Source organism: Paenibacillus sp. sgz302115 (genome assembly GCF_056120445.1).
The window spans coordinates 35198-56719 of sequence record NZ_JBVYOK010000032.1; the positions used below are offsets into that span (position 1 = coordinate 35198).

Sequence of the window (21522 nt, forward strand, 5' to 3'; positions counted from 1 at the left end):
ACGCTCCTTGGGATTGGTGAAGAGGCGGTTCTTGTCTTCCCGCTTCACTACAAGCCTATGAAGGGTCTGTACAAAGTATGTGGGCGAAAGGCACGCTCGAAGCTAAATGCTTGCAGCCTAACATGCAGTGAAAGGTAAATGAATAAAATAAAACTCATTCGCACATTTTACAAGGAAAGGTGGAACTTGGACTGGAATATGATACAATATAGCGATAAGGCCCGAAAGGAGTGATTCAGCAAGTGGCTCTTCGGGTAACCAAAGTGTCTAAGGTGTCTATATTTAAGGCATCCTTATTCTCAGCCCAAATCACGACGAACCTGCTTCACCGGCAAGGCGGATTTCCGGAATACCGGAAGGACTGTCTGGACGGATAATGCAAGCCACGTATGTGTAATGGTTTCTTCACTTGCATTTCAAGGTTACGGCGGACTTTTCATCATGCATTCTCTACAACGGAGCATTCATTTTCAATGTTTTGGGAGGGAACTGATCATGGCAAGTAAAGGTCATAACGAAGTCAAGGAAAGTCTGCGGGAAATGACACGAATTTTCCGGCCCAAGGATCCCAAGAAATTTGTGAAGGAGTACGTCCGGAAGTACCGGATTACGGGAGGCTACGAAGAAGAGCTGACCATGGTCGTGGAGCATGAGCTGGTGAGAATGAACTCATCTGTCTCCTAGCTAACAGACAGGAATGCGCTGCTTGCTTTGAACAACATCATTTTGAGTGAACACATCCATGAGGATTCTCATAAACCGTGCCCGGGCGGCTTCTGCTGCAGGAATCGGTTTTTTTTGTATGCTTTTTTGGGTTTTGATACTCTCGCAATAGTCAAATGAATTTCTATACATAAATGAAAATGTATGCGTTTTATCAATTATAACATATATTTCTCGTATTTTTGAAAGCGTTCTTAAACCCAGTAAAGACAAGCATTTATGATGCAAAAAAACAATTTGTGAATTTGTTGTGAACGATTGACAAAATACCCCTTCAAACTTATATTAGTAGTGATTATTATAATTGACGGAACAATGCTTTTATCTACGAAATCGGAAAAAGCGGGGGAGATCAATGATGAAAACGTGGCAGGCTGGAAAGCGGCTTCTTCCCATGACCGCAGCGCTTGGACTCATTCTTGCCGGATGCGGGCGGGAGGACCTGTCTGTGCTTCATCCGCAGGGACCGGCTGCACAGAGCTCGTTCGATCTGATGAAGCTGTCGATAACGATCATGATCGTTGTGCTGCTGATCGTCTTTTCCATTGCGGCCTACGTGCTGATCCGCTTCCGCCGCCGGCCGGAGCAGAGTGAACCGCCTGAGCAGGTGGAAGGCAGCCTTAAGCTGGAGGTGCTCTGGACGGTCATTCCGCTGATTCTCGTAGTTGTTCTTGCGGTTCCTACGGTCAGAGCCGTATTTGCCGCCGGAAATGATCATGCCAGCGACAAGAATGCGATAAAGGTCAAAGTGACCGGACACCAATACTGGTGGGAATTTGAGTATACCGATTACGGAATAACGACAGCGCAGGATCTGGTGATCCCGGCAGGCAAGGATATCGCCTTTGAGCTGAGCACGAAGGATGTGCTGCATTCCTTCTGGGTGCCTTCCCTCTCCGGCAAAATGGATACCAACCCCGATGGCACGACGAACCGGTTCAGCTTCAGTGCGCCAAATGAAGGCGTTTACCGTGGCAAATGCGCGGAGCTGTGCGGCCCATCCCACGGGTTCATGGAGTTCAAGGTGAAATCGGTCAGTGAAGCGGCGTTCCAGAAGTGGGTGGATTCCATGAAAGCTCCGGCTGTTCTGCCGGAAGATCCCGCGTTGGCCCAGACGTTCAAAGCCCAGTGCCTGAGCTGCCATGCCGTAGGGGATCAGAAGGATCTGTCGCTTGCGCCCAACCTGACTGGAATTGGCTCCCGCGAGTCGGTGGCCGGTATTCTGCTGAACGATGATACAGGTGTGGACGGAGAGCCTGTTCTCGACAATCTCAAGACCTGGCTGCATAATCCTGCGGAGGTCAAACCGGGCAACAAGATGCCAAATCCCAAGGAGCTGGGCTTAAGCAAAGAACAGATTGACGGAATCGCCGAGTATTTGGCTGGCTACACGCTGGAATAGAGATTCAGCCGGCATAATTGAAAAAGGGGGTACGAACCTTGGCTCAAGCAGCGCAATCCCTGATTCCTTCCCAGCCCTTGAAGCATGGTCACAGCGTGAAGCGGCATACCGGGCTGATGGACTGGATTACCACCGTCGATCATAAAAAGATAGCAATTCTGTACCTGTGGGCCGGAGGATTCTTTTTTGGCATCGGCGGGCTTGAGGCCATTCTGATCCGTATCCAGCTGATCAAGCCGATGAATACCTTTCTGAATGCCCAGACGTTTAATGAGCTGATCACGATGCATGGCACAACCATGATTTTTCTGGGGGTCATGCCTGTAATCTTTGCGCTGATGAACGCGGTGATTCCGCTGCAGATCGGCGCGCGCGATGTGGCTTTTCCTTTTCTGAATGCGCTCGGCTTCTGGACCTTTCTGTTCGGTGGCCTGCTGCTGAATCTCAGCTGGATCATGGGCGGTGCGCCCGATGCCGGCTGGACCTCCTACACGCCGTTGTCCACAACTCAATACAGCGGGACGCATGGCGTGGACTTCTACACCATCGGGCTGCAAATTGCCGGCCTCGGGACTTTGATCGGCGGCATTAACTTCCTCGCAACTATCATTACAATGCGCGCCCCTGGCATGTCCTATATGCGTATGCCGATGTTCGTCTGGGCGAGCTTTATTACCTCGGCTATTATCCTGTTCGCTTTTCCCGCTATTACAGTAGGCCTTGTGCTGCTTACGTTCGACCGGATTCTTGGAGCTAATTTCTTCGACACATCGGCAGGCGGCAATTCGGTGCTCTGGCAGCATATCTTCTGGATCTTCGGCCATCCCGAGGTGTACATTCTTATCCTCCCGGCCTTCGGCATTATCTCCGAGGTGATTCCAACCTTTTCACGCAAGCGGCTGTTCGGTTATAGTTCGATGGTCTTCGCTACGATTCTGATCGCCTTTCTGGGCTTCATGGTCTGGGCGCATCATATGTTCACCACTGGTCTTGGTCCGGTAGCGAACGCATTGTTCTCGGTCTCTACCATGCTTATTGCTGTACCGACCGGAATCAAAATCTTCAACTGGCTGTTCACCATGTGGGGAGGGCAGGTGCGGTTCACCACTCCCAACCTGTTTGCTGTCGGCTTCATTCCCACCTTCACTATGGGCGGGGTTACCGGGGTGATGCTGGCTTCTGCTCCTGCGGATTTCCAGTTCCATGATACGTATTTTGTCGTGGCGCATTTCCACTATGTTATTGTCGGCGGTCTGGTCTCCGGCCTGTTCGCGGGTCTGCACTACTGGTGGCCGAAGATGTTCGGTCGGATGCTGAGTGAAACCCTTGGCAAATGGACGTTCTGGACCTTTATCATCGGCTTCCATCTCACCTTCTTCCTGCAGCATTTCCTGGGACTGATGGGGATGCAGCGGCGCGTGTTCACGTATTTGCCGAATCAGCAATTCGATCTGCTGAATCTGGTCAGTACCGTCGGGGCGGGACTGATGGGTCTGGGAATGCTTATATTCCTGACTAACATTTACCTTACTTCCAGAAAACCCGCTGATGCGGGAGATGACCCCTGGGAGGACGGCCGTACCCTGGAGTGGACGATTTCCTCGCCGCCGCCGGAATATAATTTCAAGCAGACGCCGCTGGTGCGCGGGCTGGATGCCTTTTGGAAGGAAAAAACCTCCGGCCACACTGCCATGATTCCGTCCGAGCCGGTCGGCCCCATTCATATGCCGTCGGCGACGATCCTGCCGTTCCTGATGTCGCTCGGTATCTTTATTGCCGGACTTGGCTTTATGTTCAGCCGCGACAACTTTAGCAGCGGCTTCATGAGCTTCATGTTTAACAACTATTTGGTTACGGCCATCGGGCTGCTGATTACCTTCGGGTCGATGCTGATACGCTCGCTTGTTGATGATCACGGCTGGCACATTGAGCCTGAAGAGCTGGAAGGAAGGTGAGCGGACATGACAACGGCACATGCTGAAGCTTCAGACACTTTACCTCTCGAACCGGAAAAAGCGACCCCGGAAGGGCGCAATAAGGTGCTGGCCTTCTGGCTGTTCCTTGGCGGGGAGTCAGTGCTGTTCGGCACACTGTTCGCCACATTTCTGGCGCTGCGCAATCAGACGAACGAGGGTCCGTCAGCAAATGAGCTGTTTCACCTGCCCTTGGTGGCCGCGGCAACATTTCTCCTGCTGGTTAGCAGCCTGACCAGTGTGTTCGCCATCCAGGCGATGCACCGGCACAAGCCGGTGCTGCTGCGCAACTGGCTGCTTGTAACGGTATTTCTCGGCCTGTGCTTTCTTGCACTGGAAATCTATGAATTCAGCGTGTATGTAAGGCATGAGGAGTTCGGCATGACGACCAGTGCCTTCAGCTCAGCGTTCTACACACTGGTAGGCTTTCACGGCGCTCACGTAGCCTTTGGCATCCTCTGGATTTCCGTGCTGATCGGACAGTTGGCCCACAAGGGGCTAACGGTAGTTACCGCGCCTAAAATCTATGTGTCCGCGATGTATTGGCATTTTATTGATGTGGTGTGGGTCTTTATCTTTACGGTTGTATACCTGCTCGGAAAGGTGGGTTAACCATGACTACGGAACAGCACTCCCCGGACGGCGCGGTGAAGCACCGGCACAGGCATGAAGGTCCGCAGCGGCATGTTGTGGTGTTTATCTTCTCCGTTGTTCTCACGCTGATTGCCTTCGCGGCTGTAGCTGCCGGAGGGGTTAACGCGACATTTGCCGTAATCCTGCTGCTGGTCATGGCTGTGCTGCAGGTCATTCTGCAGATGGGCTTCTGGATGCACCTCAAGGACAAGGGACATCTGCTGCCGATTGTGTTTATGCTGGGTGGCTTTTTTATCGCAGGCACTTGTATCGTGATGGCGCTGTACTGGGTCTGGTGGGATTAGCGGGAGGGGCGGTGCTTGTAAAGTACATGATTCCGGGGCCCCTGCAAAGAATCCGGGTGGACATAGAAGCCAAAGCCCCACTTTGTGGGGTTATTTCGCTCTGGGCGAGAGGATTAGTTGGAAAAAGTAAACTTAATTCTCGGCATTTGGGGCCGAAACGGATGTTAGTTGGAAAAAGTAAACTTAATTTTGCTGAAAACAGCGGCTGAGTGAGTTTTCTTCTGAATTAGTGGGACAAATTCCACTTAGCGGCCGTAGCGGCGGGTTTATAGGAGGATTAGTGGTACTAATTCCACTTAACAATCGTGGGGAGGAGCGCGGAGGGGAACGGGAGGCTGTGACGTCATTGCTATTGAGCAACAGGCAGACATACTCAGCTAGGGTAGAGGGGAAGCGCACGTTAGCTGTACGGGAAACACATTTGCCTTGAGGGCTTAGGAGCAGGCCGCGCCTACCCGTAGTTTCGCGAACCTGCGGGGGGACTGCGTGAGGCCGCAGATCGGCTGCCTGGTGCCCCACCCGGCCCTCGCAACGGCCACCAGCCGAAGAGCGCGGCTCTGTGAAGCACTCAGGAACTGCGCGCCCCATGCCTTGTCCCATCGAACATACCACGCCCGAGGAGGCCTTAATCATGCCGGGATTAGCCTATTTTAGCTTTGCCGAGCTGTGGAGTCCGCTGTTTCTGGCGGCAATGCTGCTGCTGGCAGCGGGGTATTTTGTGCTGATAGGGCCGCTCGCCAGACGTTTCCCCGGTTCATCTCTGGTCCCGCTGTGGCGGCGGCTCTCGTTCACCTGCGGCATGCTGGCGCTCTATCTGGCTCAGGGCGGGCCGCTTAGCCTGCTGGGGCATATTTTGTTTTCTTTTCACATGGTGAGCATGGCCTTCTCCTATCTGGTGGCAGTGCCGCTGATCATGCTGGGTATTCCGGATTGGGGCTGGCGCGCTTTGCTGGGGAGACTTCCGCGTCGGTTGTCTTTTCTGGCCCAGCCTGTACTGGCGGCGCTGCTGTTCAACGGGCTGTTCTCGCTGTACCATATTCCGGTGGTCCATGACTATGTTATGGTGCATTTTACGGTGCACCGCTTGTATTATGGCGTGCTGTTCCTGACCTCTGCGCTCATGTGGTGGAATCTGATCAACCCGCTGCCGGAGAGGCGAAGCTTGAGCGGGCTCAGCCAGGTGGGTTATATCTTTCTGAACATGGTGCTGCTGACGCCTGCATGCGGACTGATTATTTTTGCGGGAGCGCCGCTCTATGCTACCTATAGTGATCCGGGCACATGGGCGCGCGCGATGGGGTATTGTGTATCGGGAAGTCCCGCAGCGCTTCTGCAGGCTTTTGGCGGTCCGGCTTTCTTTGGCTGGCTGTCACCCAAGGTTGATCAGCAGGTAGGCGGAATCGCCATGAAGTTCATTCAGGAATTTATTTTTGCTTCGATGCTTGTCTTTGTGTTCTATCATTGGTATAAAAAAGAGAACGGACAAGAGGGCGCAGAGGACTCCGCGCTTTCTTCCGGGCAGGTAGAGCACCGAGGAGGATAATCATGGACATTTTTACAGTGTTTCCAACGATCAGCACATCGTTTATTGTGATTAGTGCGATACTCGTGGCTATCGGCTGGGGACAAATTATTAAGGGCAAACGCGAGGCGCACAAGAAGACGATGATTGCCGCTGCTGTAGCTGCTATCCTGTTCTTCATCGTATACGCGTCAAGAACAGTGTTCGTGGGCAATACATCCTGGGGCGGTCCTGAGAATCTGTCGCTGCTGTATCACATCTTTCTGATTTTCCATATCGTGCTGGCGACGGTAGCGGCTGTATTCGGGATTACGACGCTGATACTCGGATTTAAGGCCGAGTACGCCAAGCACCGGAAATGGGGCAGAATCACCGCTGTGATCTGGTTCATTACAGCCATTACAGGGGTGGCGGTATATGTGCTGCTGTACATTTTCTATCCGGGCGGTCATACAAAGCCAGTGTGGGAAGTCATTCTAGGCGCATAATGGCATAAGTGTTGCTGTAAAAGAAAAAGACCTGTGAGCTCTGCAATTCCGCTTGGGAATGCAGGCTCACAGGTCTTTTCTTCTCGCTGATTAATTCCCGCCGGGGTTTACAGACGGAAGGTGGCAACAGTGTTCTGCAGCTCTTCGGCCAGATTGGCCAGGGATTGGGCAGAAGAAGCCGTCTCCTCACTGCTTGCGGCTGATTGCTCAGTGGTTGCGGAAATATTCTCAACGGCGGCCAAGACATTGGTTGACTGTGCCGCTTGTTCTTCACTGGCTGCGGCAATCTCGGAAATCTTCTGGCCGGCATTATTCACCATCGAGACAATCTTGTGGAAGGCGGTTCCGGTTTTCTGGGACAATTCGGCACTTTCCTGTACGGCATTCACACTGTAGCGTGTGTTCACCTGCATGCCTTTGATGATGCCCGTAATCTGCTTGGTCGCCTCGCCGCTGCGTTCGGCCAGCTTCCGCACCTCATCGGCTACGACGGCGAAGCCGCGTCCTTGTTCTCCGGCTCTGGCCGCTTCGATGGCAGCGTTCAGTGCAAGCAGATTCGTTTGGTCGGCAATATCCTCGATGACATCAATAATATCTCCGACCTTTTGGGAGTCCTCCTCCAGCCGGGACATCTGGTCACTTACCGACTGCATGCTCTCCATAGATTCCCTAATGATATTGTTGCCTTCCTCGGCAATCTGGACGGTCTCATCCGAGATGGACGAAGCCTGTTCCGTGTTCTGGGCTACGGAGTGAATCGCGCTGGATAGTTCCTTGAACAGCTCGCTGATCGTGCCGGCATCGTTCGCGGTGCTTGCGCTGCCGCTGGCAACCTCCTGCGTGCTTGCGGAGATTTCCTGGGCGGATGCGGCCAGGCTTTGGGAATGCGACAAGATTGCACCTACGGTGTTGCGGAGATTCAGCACCATCTCGTTCACCTTGGAAGCCAGAATCCCTATTTCATCCTTGGTATCAATATCCACCTGGCTGCGCAGATCACCATCCGTTACTTTAACGAGGGTCTGGACTACCCGGGCCAGCGGCCTCGAAATGACTCTGGAAATGACAATGCCCAAAACAATACATAGCAGTACAGCAATAATAATGACCGAAAGGGTAATCGTCCGTGAAGAGCTGTACAAGTCGGCTCCGTTTATTCTGGCCTGGTCTGCTTCCTTGATGTTGATGCTGATGAGGCTGTTAATGATTTGCTTGAGAGCATCTGCCTGGTCAGACAGTGTGCTGCTGCGGAGCTTGCCCAGAAGCTCATCGTCCCGCCCGGCAAGGGCTGAGCTGACAATGGACTCGTATGTAGTCAAATATGCATTCCAGGCACTTTCGAACGGTTCAATCGCTTTGATGGAGTCCTGGCTGAGTTTGGTTTTACGGAAAGCTGCAATATTATCCAGCACATTTTGTTTTTCAACCTTATAGTCCTCCACGCGCTGTTTCCGTTCATCTAAAGATTCTCTAATATATAAATCCCGGGCAATTCCGCGCATAGTGGTGAAGCTGTTCTGGGACGCCTGAAGTGAGGAGACCGGAATCAAGTTGTTCTTGTACATGTCGTCCAGACTGTTGTTTATCGAGCCGAGGTTGCTCAGTCCATAGACGCCCACAAATGCCAAGATAACAGCGACCACCAGAAAGGAAGAGATTAATTTCACGCTTGTTTTCAAGTTATAAAACCATTTCATACCTGTTTCCTCCAGTTAGCATTTATTTTGTTGAACCGTAAAGCTTCATTGAATAAAAATGCTGCCAGTGTCGATGATCAGTGCAATTTTGCCGTTCCCCAGTATGGTTGCCCCTGCAATGCCATCGGCCTTGCCTATGTATGAGCCCAGTGATTTAATGACGATATCCTGAGTTCCGACCAGTGCGTCTACGGTCAGCGCGATCCTTTTCTCGCCACGGCCAAGAATGATTAGAGGGAGCGAATCTGTTAACCCTTCTGTTCTTGGATAGTGAAAATAATCATGCAGCCAAACAACAGGCACGAGCTGGCTGCGGACTGTAACGACGGGGTTGCCTCTGACACTTTTGACTTCTCCTGCAGCGGTGCGGATAATTTCAGCCACATTGCTCATGGGAATCACAAAGGTTTCCTTGTCTGCCTTAACCAGAAGCCCTCTGATAATAGCCAAGGTCAAGGGAAGCTTGATCCGAAAGCGGGTGCCCTGTCCCTTGACGGTTTCAATGTCGATGATTCCGTTGATCCGCTCAATATCGTTGCGGACAATATCCATGCCAACCCCGCGCCCGGAGATGTCGCTCACCTCAGTGGCAGTAGAGAATCCGGGTCTGAAAATAAGGCGCAAGGCTTCATCCTCATTCATATAGCGGGCCTCTTCGGCTGTAATGATACCCTTGTTCACGGCTGATTGCGCAATTGCCTTCGTATCTATGCCTGCCCCGTCGTCTTCAATGACGAGGATGATCTGATTATCCTCATGAGCGGCGGAGATACGGACGATTCCCGTTTCATTTTTGCCAGCCGCACGCCGGATTTCAGGTGTCTCGATTCCATGGTCAAGGGCGTTTCGGAGAAGGTGGATCAGCGGATCGCCCAGCTCCTCAATCAGTGTCCGGTCCAGTTCAGTCTCCTTGCCTTCAATCACCAGTTCAATTTGCTTGCCCAGCGAATGCGATAAATCTCTGACCATACGCGGCAGCCGGTTGAACAACTGCTCGATAGGCAGCATCCGGACTTTGATCATGCTCTCCTGCAGCTCGCTGGTGATGGCTGTCAGATGGTCGGAGAGTTGTCCCAGCTCATCTGTCAGGCTATCTGCGCCGAATTTCTGGCGGAAGCTCCGGTGGAGCTGTTGAAACTGGGTTTGATCAATGACCAGCTCTCCTGCCAGATTCATGAGCTTCTCCAGCCGGTCCACACGAACACGAATCGTTTGCGACTTCATTTTGTCGGCCGCAGCAGAACCTGTCCCGGAGAGCTCATGATCTTCCTGGCCCCCTTGAGGTTCCGCTCTGTTGTCGTTGTCTTGTTGCAGGGAAGTCTCCTTCAGTTCTTCTATGGTGATACTCTCGACATCCATTATGGAGGCAATGGTATGTCTGATTTCCTCGACATCGCCCTTCGGAGCCAGCATCCAGGACGCAGATTCCAGGCCGCTGTCATCAATATCCTTGTCCTCCAGCTCCGGCTTCATTTGAAGGACAGTGGTCAGGCTACGCAGCCTTGCGTCGATCAGATGCAGGCGCGGCAGCCTCATTTCGCATGATGGGGACAGCCGGACATGGAACCACAGCAGCAGGAGGGGGGCTGCATCCCTATTGTGATGCTGTGTAGTGGGTCTGCGCACATACCCCTTGGCTCCAAATGAACTCAGCCTGAGGACTAGCTCGGATACGTCAGTGGTTTCGTTGTCCTCCGTGGCAATTTCCGTTTGCAGCGTCCGCATTCCGTCCAGTGCCTGGAAGAATAGCTGAATGAGCTCAGGTGTAACATGCCGTTCGCCGTTTCTCATTTGATGAAGCAGATGCTCAAGGTGATGGGTAACCTCTTTGAGCTTGTTGTATCCCATTGAAGCCGAAGAGCCTTTGAGCGTATGCGCCGCCCGGAAAAATTGCTGTATTCCGCCTTCCGTTTCCCCAGCCTGCTCCAGCCGGAGGATCTCATCTTCTATGAGCTGCAGCTGCTCCTCAAGCTCCTCCAGAAAAATTCCCCGGTATTCTGATAAGTCAACCATAATGCACCTTCTCTCCCATGTTGCCTTCGGTTATTCGCGCAGCAGTATCTCATCCAGCTTCAGAATTCCAACGAGTGCTGAAGAGGAGAAGCCGATGCCTGTAAAAAGAGAGCCGCTGATCCCGGAGAAGCTGTCCGGCGGGGGCTGAATATCACTGAACGTAGTCACTTTATTCACCTTGTCCACAATGACGCCGATGGCTTCTTCCTGATGATGAACCACCAGGATGCGCGTGTGCTTGGTCTCGGCGGTTTCCCCCATATCCAGAAGAAATCTCAGGCTCAGTACGGGTACGATTTTTCCCCTGAGGTTGATAATGCCCTTAACGTAGTGGCGGCAGTTCGGGATTTCCGTGATTTCCTGCATTCTGATAATTTCATGAACATCGGAGATGGGAATTGCATAATGCTCGTCCTCTACCCCGAACTCGACGTACTGTTTCTGCGCTGTCGACTCCATAATAGTTCCTCCGGTTTCTCTACGAGTGGTTAAGAATCACCGCTTCTCTGGAGCGGGTGACTTAAGTCCTCCCTTCTTCAAGAATCCGCCGGCCTTGCAATGATCCAGCGGGATGAACATTTTTCCTCTGTTTTAAGGGGAAATAACAAAAAAACCAGGAAGATGTCGTACAATATCACTTATGCGACATTCCATAACCTAAGAGGAGCAATGAAATGACAGTAGAACAGGCAAAATCTAATGAAGTTCAGTTGGATTTAGTGGAGGGCGGGGATGGCCTTAGCAGCGACGAAAAGATCGTGCAGATGTTTCTGGCCACCTGCTGCGCAAATGCAAATACGCGCCGCAACTATGGGCGGGCAATCGCTGCTTTTCGTAAATTTATTTCAGGCAAATCATTGCGGGAGGTTACCTGGAGAGAGATTGAGGCTTATAAAATCTTTCTGACACAGGGCGGCTACAGTTATCCGAAGCAGCTAGCCCCGGCCAGCATTGCCGCTTTCATCGCACCCATAAAATCATTTTTTAAATGGGGCAGCGATCAGCATATCGGCTTCTTCAAGAATAATCCGACCTCCAGCGTACGGATTCCCAAAATTACGATTACCAGCAGAAGAAATTTTTTGACAAAAAGAGAAGTGGGGAATTTGCTTGGCGAGCTGCAGAAGCAGGGTCTGCGGAATTACTTGATTGGGCTGACGCTGGTCATGCTGGGCTTGCGTGTATCGGAGCTGACGGCAATGAGATGGGGGGATTTCCATACAGACCCTCTGGAAACCTCGATTTGGCTGACAATTGCGAATGCCAAGGGCGGCAAACGCCGTGAAATCAAAGTGCCGCCTACGCTGTGGCAGTTATATTCCGAGCTCTCAAGCTCCCTTGCGGAAAACGGGGAACCGTATGGATCGCTTCGGATGTTTCCGTTGTCTTCAAGGCAAGTGGAGCGGATCATCAAAACAGCCGGAGTGATCAGCTCCATTGAGAAGGAGCCTACCCCGCACTGGCTGCGGCATACCAATGCTACGCTTGCGCTGCTTCAAGGCGCCTCGCTTCAGCAGGTGCAGGAATCGCTTGGGCATTCTCACATCAATACTACACAGCGCTATCTGCATACGGTGCAGCAAATCCAAAAGGCCGCCCCCGATTTCGTCGAGGACAGCCTGCGTACTTTTATTCAATGAGACAAGGTTTGACAAATAACGATATTTTTTCTGATGAGTTCCTATACAGCGTTATGAAAATAACCTATAATGTAGGCATAACAGCTTCGATATGCATAAATGTGCAATTATCCCTTTTTTTAACGGGAAAAATGTCGCATAAGTGATATTGTACGACATTTTCAGTCATGATATACATACTTACTTGGATATGCATTTATAAAATATCTACTTTCTCCCAAATACATGGTTGTTAAACCCCCGCTGATTTTCACTTTACTCAGTGAGAAGCCATACTGATCGGACAGGGACAGTTCGATCAGTTGTCGTCCCGCTTCTACAACCTGTTAAGGGAGTTTTTGCTCATGGCGTACTATGTGTTCAACAGCTATACTGCAAGCAATGGCGTGGTTCTAAAAGTAATTAAGACTTCTCCTCGAAATGTAATTCCCGACAACATCGACTCGAACGTGGCGAACAGCAATGCTACCGTTGCAATAAACGGTGGATTCTTTGACTCCGGTGTCCCGCGCCCATATGGGATCTGTTCAATTGCGGCTGTTAATGGGAAAGAAATCGGTTCGAAAGATTATGAGAGCGGCTACCGCAACCTGTATGAAAAAGGAGAAATTGCCCGCGGCACACTGGCCTGGGATGGAACGAACCGTCAGTACTATTTGGCAGTGGTAACCGATCTGAGCGATTTCGGGTTCACTGCATTTTCCAGCAGCAACTGGATTCAGGGCGGAATCAGCATGAATCTTCAGAATGATTCTACATGGCGCAACCAAGCGGTTAACATTGAAAAAATGTATAACCCCGACGGTAAGGTAACACGCTCCGGTCTGCTGTATGGCGCCTCTCTGAATCTGTATCTGGTCACTACACCAACCGGTTGTACAGCCGCTGCCTTTAGAGCAGCCATTAAGGAAAAAGTCGAGCCAAGCAATAAACTGGAAGGTATTTTCCTGGATGGTGCAGGTGTACCGCAAATGAAATGTCCAGAGTATACAACGACTGACCAGACACGCATCATGCCTACGATTTTACGGGTCTCCCATAATGTAGACCTGTAGGTACAACAACAATAAGGCAGCCCTACCTTCAGAGCAGAAGGTAGGGCTGCTTTTATATTTTCTTACAAAATTGCCGCATCATTGGACAGGCCCCTATGCTAAGGCTCTTAAGCCGCTGGCATTACACCGCGCTTATGGCTCGGTTCCCCAGACAAGCTGGCCGTTCTGATATAGAGTGACCCTGCTCCAATTGGCGTAGGAGGTTTTGGCCGGGTCAAACGAATAGTCATTCGCTTCATTGAAGCTGGACCAGTCAGTTTTGTTGATGCGGGTCTGAATATCCCCGGAGCTTCCGCCAGTGGGAATACTGCCTGCCGCAGCGCTGAAGCTAACCTCCATGTAATAGTCGGCTCCCGTCTTGGGTGTATCCAGCTTCACGAAGCTGCCCAGTACGTTAGTATTGCCCAGGGCGGCATAGTCGGAATGAAAGGATAAAGGCGTATCCCCGTCAATAGTGAACCAGTAACTTTACTATTAGCCCATGTCTGTCCCTGGTTCAGCATCACCATCCTCGCAAGAAAACCTATATATGGCAATAATATACTATATATGTAAGTCTGTTACAATTCCCGAGCGTACGTTTCTAGTAGAATGCAGGCATTCGAGAAAAATATGGAATAGTCGTTGACATTGGAAATATCAGGTCATATACTGTGTATATAGATATACACAGTAAGCACACAGCGATACACAATATACACAGTATCTGCTGACGCCTACGCTCATGAGACGACAAAGCGAGGTTAGAGTTCATGACAACCATAAGAAATGCCTGGATTATTGTCCGGAGCGACCTTCGGGCCGACAAGCTGAAGATCCTGCAGGCGCTGATATTCGCCATTTTATTTATGGGTTATATGTCCATATTTAACGGAATGATTTTTGATGATGTCCTGGGGGAGGGGGACGGGAAAGTTCTGGCTGATTTCCTGCTGCTCTCTATGATTCCGATGCTTGGCTTCACCTTCTCTAAGCGCACAATGAAGTATTGGAGTGAGGATTCGTATACCAAGATGCTCGCTTATATGCGCACTCTTCCAATCCCGGCTGATGTAATTCTGTGCAAAAGAAAACTGCACACCGTGTGCTCTTTCGGGCTGAACGGAGCGCTCTATTTCGGCCTCACGTATGCCATCAGCGGCCAAATCCGAAGTGAATTATCCATCCCCGGCTATCTTGCCTTTGCACTGACCTGGATCGGCTTTGGACTTATGATGTCGGGACTTTACATTTTCATCGAATTATCGTTCAGCGGCAAAATATATTTCTGGTTCCTCCTGCTCATTACGCTCCTGTGCCTGGGTATAGCGCTGCTGATTTGGTTTGCGGGAGGGAACCTGTTCCTCTTCAGTGTTCAAAGTGCGAAGGAATGGGGCTTCGCCTCTCCCCTCATGTGGGCAACCCTGCTGCTGGGCACGCTGTCGGTACAGCTCTTTTCCAAATGGACCATACACCGGCTGAAGAGCCGTGATCTCGTATGAAGGGGCTGAATGGCAAGAAGGCCATCCGGCTTGCCGGGGCCTGGAAGGTTGGTGGAAATCATGTGGATTCCGATTCAAATTAATGAGAACAGCGCCGAGCCGCTCTACCACCAGATTGAAACCCAGCTCAAATCGCTAATTATCAGCGGAGTCATCACCGAAGGTACGCTTCTTCCCTCGATCCGTGAATTTGCCGGTGACCTGAAATGCAGCGTGATTACGGTGCGCCGGGTCTATCAGGATCTGGAGAATGAAGGGCTGCTGCGGACGAGGCAGGGTACGGGTACTTTTGTATCTCATGTGGGTGGTGACGCGATGGAAGGCTATAAGAGGGAGGCTATCCGCAAAGCGCTGGAGGGTGCGGTGGATGTCGGCTTATCGGTAAACTGTTCGGAAGAGGAACTGACAGAACTGTTCATGGAGATTGTGAAGAACAAATATAAGGCACAGAAATGAAGGGTGGGGTCATTCAATGGTACAGCAGGCTATAGAGCTGCGGAATGTGAGCAAGAAGCGTCGCAACAGAACCATAGGGCCGCTTAATCTGAATCTCCCGCAAGGCTATATTACCGCACTGGTGGGCCAGAATGGCTCCGGTAAAAGCACGCTGCTGCACATGCTCCTGCAGCTTACGTACCCCGAAGAAGGAGAGATCCGCTGGTTCGAGCAGCAGCATGCGGACGGTCTGCCGCTGGAGGTTCGCCAGAGCATTGCCTACGTCCCGGAGACCTCGCAGTCTGAGGAGAGATACTGGACTGCCGAAGGTGCAGGCGAATTCCGCCGCCAGTGGTATCCGGCTTGGGATCATGGCTATTTCCAGGAGCTGCTTGCGGAATTTGAAGTGCCGAAGGGGGCAAGGCTTGGCAAAATGTCCAAGGGCGAGCGCCGGAAATTCGAGATTGCCGCTGCGCTTGCGGCCCGCCCGAAGCTGCTGCTGCTGGATGAGCCGTCCTCGGGGCTGGACCCTTTTGCCTGGAAGATCATGATCGAAACGCTGCGCAAGCACATGGATCAGACTGGCGCTACCGTGGTGATCTCTACCCATATCGTTGAAGAAGTGCGGCGGCTCGCCGATTATATCGTGCTGATGCATCAGGGGCAGCTGCTCGGCATGGCCGAGAAGGACAGCTTGTTCGGCTCCTGGAGTGAGATTTCCGTTCAGGTGGAGCAGGAAGAGCTGGATGAGCTGGCGGCAGAGCTGCCGGGAGCGATGCATTTTGCGGTGGAGACACCGGGAGTCGCTTCATTTATATCCCCGCAGGCAGAGCAGAATGAGAAACGCATCCACGATTTGGGCGTAAAGGTTATTAAGACCCGAAGCTTGGAGCTGGATGAAATCTTAAGCTTATGGACACAGGGGCATCGCCCCGTTCTGATTGACCAGGAGAGAGGAGATTAAGAGAATGGAAGCTTTGAAGCTGGAACACGTAGTGAAGCAGTATGGTGACAAAACCGCAGTAAATGGAATCAGCCTGAAGGTGGAGCAAGGTGAGATTTATGGACTGCTCGGTGCCAACGGCGCCGGCAAAACAACAACCATGCGCATGGTGCTTGGCCTGATCTATCCTGACGAAGGGAAGATACTCTACAACAGCAAAGCATACAGCAATGAGCTGCAGCATCTGATGGGATATCTCCCGGAGGAACGGGGGCTGTATCCGAAGGTCAAGGTCAGCGACCAGATCATTTATCTGGCCCGGCTGCGCGGCATGTCGGCAAGCGATGCGGATAAGAGCCTGCGCTACTGGCTGGACCGCTTCGACGTCCCGGAATACTACAATAAGAGAATCGAAGAGCTCTCCAAGGGCAATCAGCAGAAAATGGGCTTTATCGCTGCTGTTGTCCATAAACCGCAAATTCTGGTGCTCGACGAAGCTTTCAGCGGTTTGGACCCTGTCAATGTAGAGCTGCTCAAGGATACAGTAAAGGAACTGCGCGATCAGGGCACCAGCATTCTGTTCTCCACTCACCGGATGGAGCACGTGGAGGAGCTGTGCCGCAATATTACCATTCTCGACCGTTCCAATACGGTTGTTCAGGGCGATATCCGTGAGATCAAGAAGGGCTACCCCCGCGAGGAGGTTATACTGCGGACAGTGGGTGAAGTCAGCGGACTGGAAGGCATTCCAGGGGTAAGCGCAGTACAACGGCAGGAACGCGGTTATGTCCTTTCGATCAGCGAGATTGGTGCGGCGCAGCGCATTCTGCAGCATGCCATATCGGCGGGAGAAGTGGAGCATTTCGAAATCAAGGAACCAACCTTGAACCAAATCTTTATCAGAGCGGTGGGTGAATCTAATGAATAAGATGGGAACAATTATCGGCTTTACCTTCAAAAATAAAGTGAGAACCAAGTCGTTTACGGTAACGACGCTGATTCTCGTGCTGCTGATCAGCATCGGTATGAACATTCCGTATATGATCAAAGTATTCAAGGGCGACGATGGCGCTGCCAAGACTACACAGATTGGTGTAATAGCTGAGCAGGGCAACCGTGTTGCCGATCTCCTGGTGGCCTTTACGCCTCCTGCGCCTGCGAATGCGGATAAAGCAGCAGACAAGGTGACGCTTACGCCGTATGCATCAGCGGATGACGCTGCTCTGAAGAAGGGGCTGGATGACGGAACCATTGAAGGCTACCTTACTTTTGCCGCACAGGCCGGGGATGGCGTGCCTCCTGTAACCTATCACAGTAAAGACGGAGAGCTGAATGGAGACGTGCAAACCTATCTCCAGAACGCGCTGCAGCAGGTCAACACTAAGCTGATCGTCGGTGACAAGCTGACCCAGGAGCAGGTAGCTGCCATGTTCGCCCCGGTATCCATCGGTACACAGCAGATCACCACGGACGGAACAGCAGGGGCAAACGCACCTGAGAAGTCCAAACCTATCATTAACTATGTCATCGTGTATGCTCTGTTGTTCCTGTTCTTTATGTCGATTATGATGACCGGTAATATGATCTCAGCCGAGGTGACTTCGGAGAAAAGCTCGCGTATTATGGAAATTTTGATTACCAGCGCTTCGCCGCTTACACAAATGTTCGGCAAGGTCATCGGTATCTTCCTGGTCGGCTTGCTGCAGATTGCAATTATTTCCGCCAGTGTCGCCGCCAATCTGATGCTTCCGCATAATGCCAGCATATTGTCCGACTTTGATTTGGATCTGGGTCAGCTAAATGTTGGAATCCTGGTATATGGTCTTATTCTCTATATTCTTGGATACTTCCTGTATGCGCTCATGTATGCAGCCGTAGGCTCCATTGTCAGCCGTACGGAGGATCTGGGCCAGGCGTTGATGCCGGTTCTGATGCTGGGTCTTGTCAGCTTTTATATTCCGATGTTCAGCATTTCGGCCCCGGATACCATGCTTATCAAGGTAGCCAGCTATATTCCTTTCACTTCACCGCTCAGTATGCTGCTGCGTATTGGTGTAGGGGAAGTCGCTTTCTGGGAAATTGCCGTTTCGCTTGTGATCCTGCTTGTGACCACCTTCATTATGGGCTGGCTCGCTGCCAAGATCTACCGTACCGGTGTCCTGATGTACGGCAAGCGCCCAAGCATCAAAGAGATCAGAAAAGCGATGAAGGCATACAAGATTTAAGCGGCATAGTTTTATGGATAACTTAAAATAAGGCGCGAAGTTTAGCAATGAAGCAGAGAAGGGCTCCCCTACCTATATTGGTAGAGAGTCCTTTTCTTGTTGATATTAAGGTTTATGGTATTTACAGCATTTGCTTTGGGCGAATGGGACTGCTTGCGAGAAACGGAGCAAAAATGAGCAAATCATCGGCCGTTTAAGAGCGAAGCCAAAGAATGCGCCTTCATTCGTGAAGGGGCGGCAATCTTTGGCTTCTTTTGACATCCGCAACGTTTTACATTAACCGGCCACAGGCGTAAGATTCAATCAACAACTGAATGTAATAAAACTGTTCTCAAATGGCTGAATTCCGGGTAGTGGGAACGGGGGAACCAATGGTGAATGCGGCTTTTGTTTAGATCGCTGCTGCTCACCTGGGGTGAATCCTTGCTGCGTGCTGAAAAGCCGCTTCTTGCAAGGTAGGGCAATCTCGCTGCCCGAATCCGTCAGCTAACCCCGTAAGCCTCGAAGAGAGAGGATGAGCGCCATGATCGATTAACCGACCACGGAGAGCCCTGCCGCTTCTGTGGTCTTTTTGCTGTGCATGATCTTATAACAACGAGAATTAGAGCATTTAATCACTTGCTAAAATACCTGAAAGGGGGAGATTATCGTTACTGTATTTATCGTGTGCTTCTGGGTAGGGCTATTGCTCCTTCTCAGCGGCGGATTTCATGGACATGGCCTGGCAGGTCATCTGCATGTGGGAGGCGGCGATGCTGGAGGTCCAGGCTTTGTACCCATACTCCCGCTGATGGTGTTTGTTACGGTCTGGGGCGGCACTGGTTATGTGCTTTCCCGGTTCAGCGGAATGAATATGCTTGCAGTGGTGCTGATCTGCACTGTGGTTGCCTTACTGCTGGGCTGTCTGATGTATGCGGTGCTGGCCCGGTTAATGACCCGGTATGACAGCAGCATGAATGAAATGGATTATGAGCTGGTCGGGCAACTTGGGTATATCAGTATTTCTGCAGAAGATGGAGCGGTTAGGGAAATGAAATATGTGCTGCACGGAACGATGCGCTCCATTGGAGTGCGGGCAGAAGCCGGCCAGCAGCTCGCAAAGGGCGACAGGGTGATTATTTTGAAGGTGGATAAAGGAATGGCGACAGTAACCCTCTTCGAGAGGGAAATCGAACAATTATAAATAACGGGGAGTGTCGAAGCGAATGGCTATTCTTTATTTAATTGCGGCAATTGTTGTTGTTATCCTGCTGGCTTTGTTCAGTATCGTGAACGCTTATAAAAAGGTTCCGCCCAATCAAGCGATGATTGTGTATGGTCTCGGCGGAAAAAGAGTGGTGCAGGGCGGCGGGACCTTTGTCATCCCCGGCTTCCAGAACAATAAGACCATCTCCATGATGCTGATGAGCTTTGATGTCATCCCGGCGCAGGCGATGTTTTCCCGGCAAGGCATCAAGCTCAGCTTGGAGGCGGTGGCCCAGATTAAGATCAAAAGTGATCCTACCGCTATTCTGACTGCCAGCGAGCAGTTTATCGACCGGCCGGAAGAAGACCGCGAGACCATTATCCTGCATTCGGTGGAAGGCCATTTGCGCGGCTTAATCGGGCAATTAACGGTGGAATCCATACTAAAGACACCCGACGAAATCAACAGCAAGATGCGGGAGACCTGCTCGGAGGACCTCGACAAGATGGGGCTTGAGGTGGTCAGCTTCACCATTAAGAAAATTACCGACGATAAAGGGTATATCGACAATATGGGGGTTCCGGAAATTGAGCGTATCCGCCGCGATGCCAGCATTGCCAAGGCGGAAGCAGAACGCGACATTCAGATTAAGCAGGCTGAGGCAGCGAAAGAATCCTCCATTGCCAAAGCCGATGCGCATCAGGCCACCATAGAAGCGGAAACCGCCGCTCGCGCTAAGGAATCCCAGTTCGAGAAGGAACTGAACATTAAGCAGGCGGACTTTAAGCTGGAGACGGAAGTGAAGAAAGCGCAGGCGGATCTTGCGTACGAATTGCAGCAGAATAAAATCAGGCAGTCGCTGGTTACCGAACAGGTCAAGATCACGCAGATGGAAGCGGAAGCTAACCGGACCGTCCGGGAAATCGAAGTTGAGCTGAGACAGAAGGAACTGGAGGCAACGGTGATCAAGCCTGCCCAGGCGGAGAACCAGGCTACGGTTATGAGAGCGGAAGCAGCCAAGCAGCGGCAAATTCTTGAGGCGGAAGCAGAGGCAGCCACAACGACCAAACGCGGGCTGGCAACGGCGGAAGCAGAGCTGGCGAAGGGGAAAGCTAACGCGGAAATTGTTCAACTGGCTGGAGCGGCGGAAGCGGGGGCTCTGGAGAAGAAAGCCGAAGCGTACAAACAGTTCACGCAAGCAGCGCTTACAGTGGAATTCCTGAAAATTCTGCCAGAGCTGGCTGACAAAATCGCTTCCCCGCTGGCCAAGGTCGATAAGATTACAGTGATTTCCCAGGATGGAGCTTCATCCGGCGTGAACAAAATTACCGGCGATATTGCCAAAATCATGGCCCAGGTTCCTGAATTGACCCAGACGCTTACCGGTATGAACGTGACAGAGGCGCTCAGCGGGCTACTCGGCCGGGATAAAGAGCAGTAATACTAAGCCCTTGATATGTCGGAAATGCCGATGATATATCAAGGGTTTTTAATTTTTTGGAGTGAAGAACCATTCGGTATCCCCCCCGGTAATTTCTAGAAAATGGAATTGGGCAAAGGCAGTACAATGACTATGAATGTGGAGAATATCTGGCATAAATCCTATTATATAATATTTTATATCTGAGTTTTCTTTGATGGTGGTGAGCCAATGAGGATTGATGAATTGAGCCTCCAACACGGCAAAAGCCGTGGGATTCCTAGCTAGTTAACGCACGCAAGCCATTTCTGTTTTGTGCAGACTGCTAAGTCAAGAGCTAGCTCATTAGCTCGTCCTGGATCAGAGCCTATAGCTATCCAG

The 21522-nt window shown here is 51.4% G+C and carries 20 protein-coding genes and 1 riboswitch; of the genes, 16 read left to right on the plus strand and 4 right to left on the minus strand.

Features of this window, described 5'->3' with window-relative positions:
* Positions 1-495 precede the first annotated feature (495 nt).
* The 7 genes from AC0LWN_RS30425 (at position 496) to AC0LWN_RS30455 (ending at position 7046) form a co-directional block, all read left to right on the plus strand.
* Positions 496-684 carry a hypothetical protein gene (locus tag AC0LWN_RS30425; protein ID WP_019913840.1) on the plus strand — a complete coding sequence of 63 codons (189 nt, stop codon included), beginning with the start codon at positions 496-498 and terminating at the stop codon, positions 682-684.
* 394 nt (positions 685-1078) lie between these two features.
* Positions 1079-2125 (plus strand): cytochrome c oxidase subunit II, encoded by a 1047-nt coding sequence (gene coxB / locus AC0LWN_RS30430; RefSeq protein ID WP_474671997.1) that lies wholly within the window; start codon positions 1079-1081, stop codon positions 2123-2125.
* 116 nt (positions 2126-2241) lie between these two features.
* Entirely contained in the window at positions 2242-4080 is a 1839-nt protein-coding gene (gene ctaD / locus AC0LWN_RS30435; RefSeq protein WP_474672023.1) for a cytochrome c oxidase subunit I, read from the plus strand.
* A gap of 6 nt (positions 4081-4086) precedes the next feature.
* A complete protein-coding gene (locus tag AC0LWN_RS30440) occupies positions 4087-4710 on the plus strand; it encodes a cytochrome (ubi)quinol oxidase subunit III (RefSeq protein WP_474671999.1) in 624 nt (207 codons plus the stop codon).
* Between the two features lie 2 nt (positions 4711-4712).
* Positions 4713-5036: a cytochrome C oxidase subunit IV family protein gene (locus tag AC0LWN_RS30445; protein ID WP_474672000.1), complete on the plus strand. Its 324-nt coding sequence runs from the start codon at positions 4713-4715 to the stop codon at positions 5034-5036.
* A 631-nt stretch (positions 5037-5667) separates the two neighbouring features.
* Positions 5668-6579, plus strand: coding sequence for a cytochrome c oxidase assembly factor CtaG (ctaG, locus tag AC0LWN_RS30450; protein WP_474672002.1), 912 nt, complete (start codon positions 5668-5670; stop codon positions 6577-6579).
* Between the two features lie 2 nt (positions 6580-6581).
* Positions 6582-7046, plus strand: a complete 465-nt coding sequence (locus tag AC0LWN_RS30455; RefSeq protein ID WP_458967678.1) for a DUF420 domain-containing protein — start codon at positions 6582-6584, stop codon at positions 7044-7046.
* A gap of 107 nt (positions 7047-7153) precedes the next feature.
* Here AC0LWN_RS30455 and AC0LWN_RS30460 read toward each other — a convergent pair whose 3' ends face one another.
* The 3 genes from AC0LWN_RS30460 to AC0LWN_RS30470 are packed head-to-tail and all read right to left on the minus strand — an operon-like array spanning position 7154 to position 11215.
* Entirely contained in the window at positions 7154-8743 is a 1590-nt protein-coding gene (locus AC0LWN_RS30460) for a methyl-accepting chemotaxis protein (RefSeq protein WP_474672004.1), read from the minus strand.
* A gap of 45 nt (positions 8744-8788) precedes the next feature.
* Positions 8789-10756: a chemotaxis protein CheA gene (locus AC0LWN_RS30465; RefSeq protein ID WP_474672006.1), complete on the minus strand. Its 1968-nt coding sequence runs from the start codon at positions 10754-10756 to the stop codon at positions 8789-8791.
* Between the two features lie 30 nt (positions 10757-10786).
* Positions 10787-11215, minus strand: coding sequence for a chemotaxis protein CheW (locus AC0LWN_RS30470; RefSeq protein ID WP_458967681.1), 429 nt, complete (start codon positions 11213-11215; stop codon positions 10787-10789).
* Positions 11216-11430: 215 nt separating this feature from the next.
* Between AC0LWN_RS30470 and AC0LWN_RS30475 the strand changes: the two genes are divergently transcribed.
* Entirely contained in the window at positions 11431-12396 is a 966-nt protein-coding gene (locus tag AC0LWN_RS30475; RefSeq protein WP_474672009.1) for a tyrosine-type recombinase/integrase, read from the plus strand.
* A 344-nt stretch (positions 12397-12740) separates the two neighbouring features.
* Positions 12741-13451, plus strand: coding sequence for a hypothetical protein (locus AC0LWN_RS30480; protein ID WP_474672011.1), 711 nt, complete (start codon positions 12741-12743; stop codon positions 13449-13451).
* Positions 13452-13583: 132 nt separating this feature from the next.
* Here AC0LWN_RS30480 and AC0LWN_RS30485 read toward each other — a convergent pair whose 3' ends face one another.
* Positions 13584-13904 (minus strand): cellulose binding domain-containing protein, encoded by a 321-nt coding sequence (locus AC0LWN_RS30485; protein ID WP_474672025.1) that lies wholly within the window; start codon positions 13902-13904, stop codon positions 13584-13586.
* 299 nt (positions 13905-14203) lie between these two features.
* Here AC0LWN_RS30485 and AC0LWN_RS30490 point away from each other — a divergent pair, with 299 nt between their 5' ends.
* From AC0LWN_RS30490 to AC0LWN_RS30520, 7 genes are all read left to right on the plus strand, one after another.
* Complete coding sequence (locus tag AC0LWN_RS30490; RefSeq protein WP_474672013.1) at positions 14204-14932, plus strand: hypothetical protein; 729 nt, start codon at positions 14204-14206, stop codon at positions 14930-14932.
* A gap of 60 nt (positions 14933-14992) precedes the next feature.
* Positions 14993-15388, plus strand: a complete 396-nt coding sequence (locus AC0LWN_RS30495; RefSeq protein ID WP_474672027.1) for a GntR family transcriptional regulator — start codon at positions 14993-14995, stop codon at positions 15386-15388.
* A 16-nt stretch (positions 15389-15404) separates the two neighbouring features.
* Entirely contained in the window at positions 15405-16331 is a 927-nt protein-coding gene (locus tag AC0LWN_RS30500; RefSeq protein WP_474672015.1) for an ABC transporter ATP-binding protein, read from the plus strand.
* 4 nt (positions 16332-16335) lie between these two features.
* Positions 16336-17238: an ABC transporter ATP-binding protein gene (locus AC0LWN_RS30505; protein ID WP_474672017.1), complete on the plus strand. Its 903-nt coding sequence runs from the start codon at positions 16336-16338 to the stop codon at positions 17236-17238.
* Entirely contained in the window at positions 17231-18535 is a 1305-nt protein-coding gene (locus AC0LWN_RS30510) for an ABC transporter permease (protein WP_474672019.1), read from the plus strand. Before AC0LWN_RS30505 ends, AC0LWN_RS30510 begins: the two co-directional genes overlap by 8 nt.
* A 327-nt stretch (positions 18536-18862) precedes the next feature.
* A riboswitch (cyclic di-AMP (ydaO/yuaA leader) is annotated at positions 18863-19051 on the plus strand.
* Between the two features lie 130 nt (positions 19052-19181).
* A complete protein-coding gene (locus AC0LWN_RS30515; RefSeq protein WP_474672029.1) occupies positions 19182-19718 on the plus strand; it encodes an NfeD family membrane protein in 537 nt (178 codons plus the stop codon).
* 22 nt (positions 19719-19740) lie between these two features.
* On the plus strand, positions 19741-21162 hold the full coding sequence (locus AC0LWN_RS30520) for a flotillin family protein (protein WP_474672021.1): 1422 nt from the start codon (positions 19741-19743) through the stop codon (positions 21160-21162).
* Positions 21163-21522 lie beyond the last annotated feature (360 nt).

Excerpts from the sequence above, each read along its gene's own strand:
- AC0LWN_RS30425 (WP_019913840.1), top strand. The coding sequence starts at position 496 with ATGGCAAGTAAAGGTCATAACGAAGTCAAGGAAAGTCTGCGGGAAATG.
- coxB (WP_474671997.1), top strand. The coding sequence starts at position 1,079 with ATGATGAAAACGTGGCAGGCTGGAAAGCGGCTTCTTCCCATGACCGCA.
- ctaD (WP_474672023.1), top strand. The coding sequence starts at position 2,242 with ATGGACTGGATTACCACCGTCGATCATAAAAAGATAGCAATTCTGTAC.
- AC0LWN_RS30440 (WP_474671999.1), top strand. The coding sequence starts at position 4,087 with ATGACAACGGCACATGCTGAAGCTTCAGACACTTTACCTCTCGAACCG.
- AC0LWN_RS30445 (WP_474672000.1), top strand. The coding sequence starts at position 4,713 with ATGACTACGGAACAGCACTCCCCGGACGGCGCGGTGAAGCACCGGCAC.
- ctaG (WP_474672002.1), top strand. The coding sequence starts at position 5,668 with ATGCCGGGATTAGCCTATTTTAGCTTTGCCGAGCTGTGGAGTCCGCTG.
- AC0LWN_RS30455 (WP_458967678.1), top strand. The coding sequence starts at position 6,582 with ATGGACATTTTTACAGTGTTTCCAACGATCAGCACATCGTTTATTGTG.
- AC0LWN_RS30460 (WP_474672004.1), bottom strand. The coding sequence starts at position 8,743 with ATGAAATGGTTTTATAACTTGAAAACAAGCGTGAAATTAATCTCTTCC.
- AC0LWN_RS30465 (WP_474672006.1), bottom strand. The coding sequence starts at position 10,756 with ATGGTTGACTTATCAGAATACCGGGGAATTTTTCTGGAGGAGCTTGAG.
- AC0LWN_RS30470 (WP_458967681.1), bottom strand. The coding sequence starts at position 11,215 with ATGGAGTCGACAGCGCAGAAACAGTACGTCGAGTTCGGGGTAGAGGAC.
- AC0LWN_RS30475 (WP_474672009.1), top strand. The coding sequence starts at position 11,431 with ATGACAGTAGAACAGGCAAAATCTAATGAAGTTCAGTTGGATTTAGTG.
- AC0LWN_RS30480 (WP_474672011.1), top strand. The coding sequence starts at position 12,741 with ATGGCGTACTATGTGTTCAACAGCTATACTGCAAGCAATGGCGTGGTT.
- AC0LWN_RS30490 (WP_474672013.1), top strand. The coding sequence starts at position 14,204 with ATGACAACCATAAGAAATGCCTGGATTATTGTCCGGAGCGACCTTCGG.
- AC0LWN_RS30495 (WP_474672027.1), top strand. The coding sequence starts at position 14,993 with ATGTGGATTCCGATTCAAATTAATGAGAACAGCGCCGAGCCGCTCTAC.
- AC0LWN_RS30500 (WP_474672015.1), top strand. The coding sequence starts at position 15,405 with ATGGTACAGCAGGCTATAGAGCTGCGGAATGTGAGCAAGAAGCGTCGC.
- AC0LWN_RS30505 (WP_474672017.1), top strand. The coding sequence starts at position 16,336 with ATGGAAGCTTTGAAGCTGGAACACGTAGTGAAGCAGTATGGTGACAAA.
- AC0LWN_RS30510 (WP_474672019.1), top strand. The coding sequence starts at position 17,231 with ATGAATAAGATGGGAACAATTATCGGCTTTACCTTCAAAAATAAAGTG.
- AC0LWN_RS30520 (WP_474672021.1), top strand. The coding sequence starts at position 19,741 with ATGGCTATTCTTTATTTAATTGCGGCAATTGTTGTTGTTATCCTGCTG.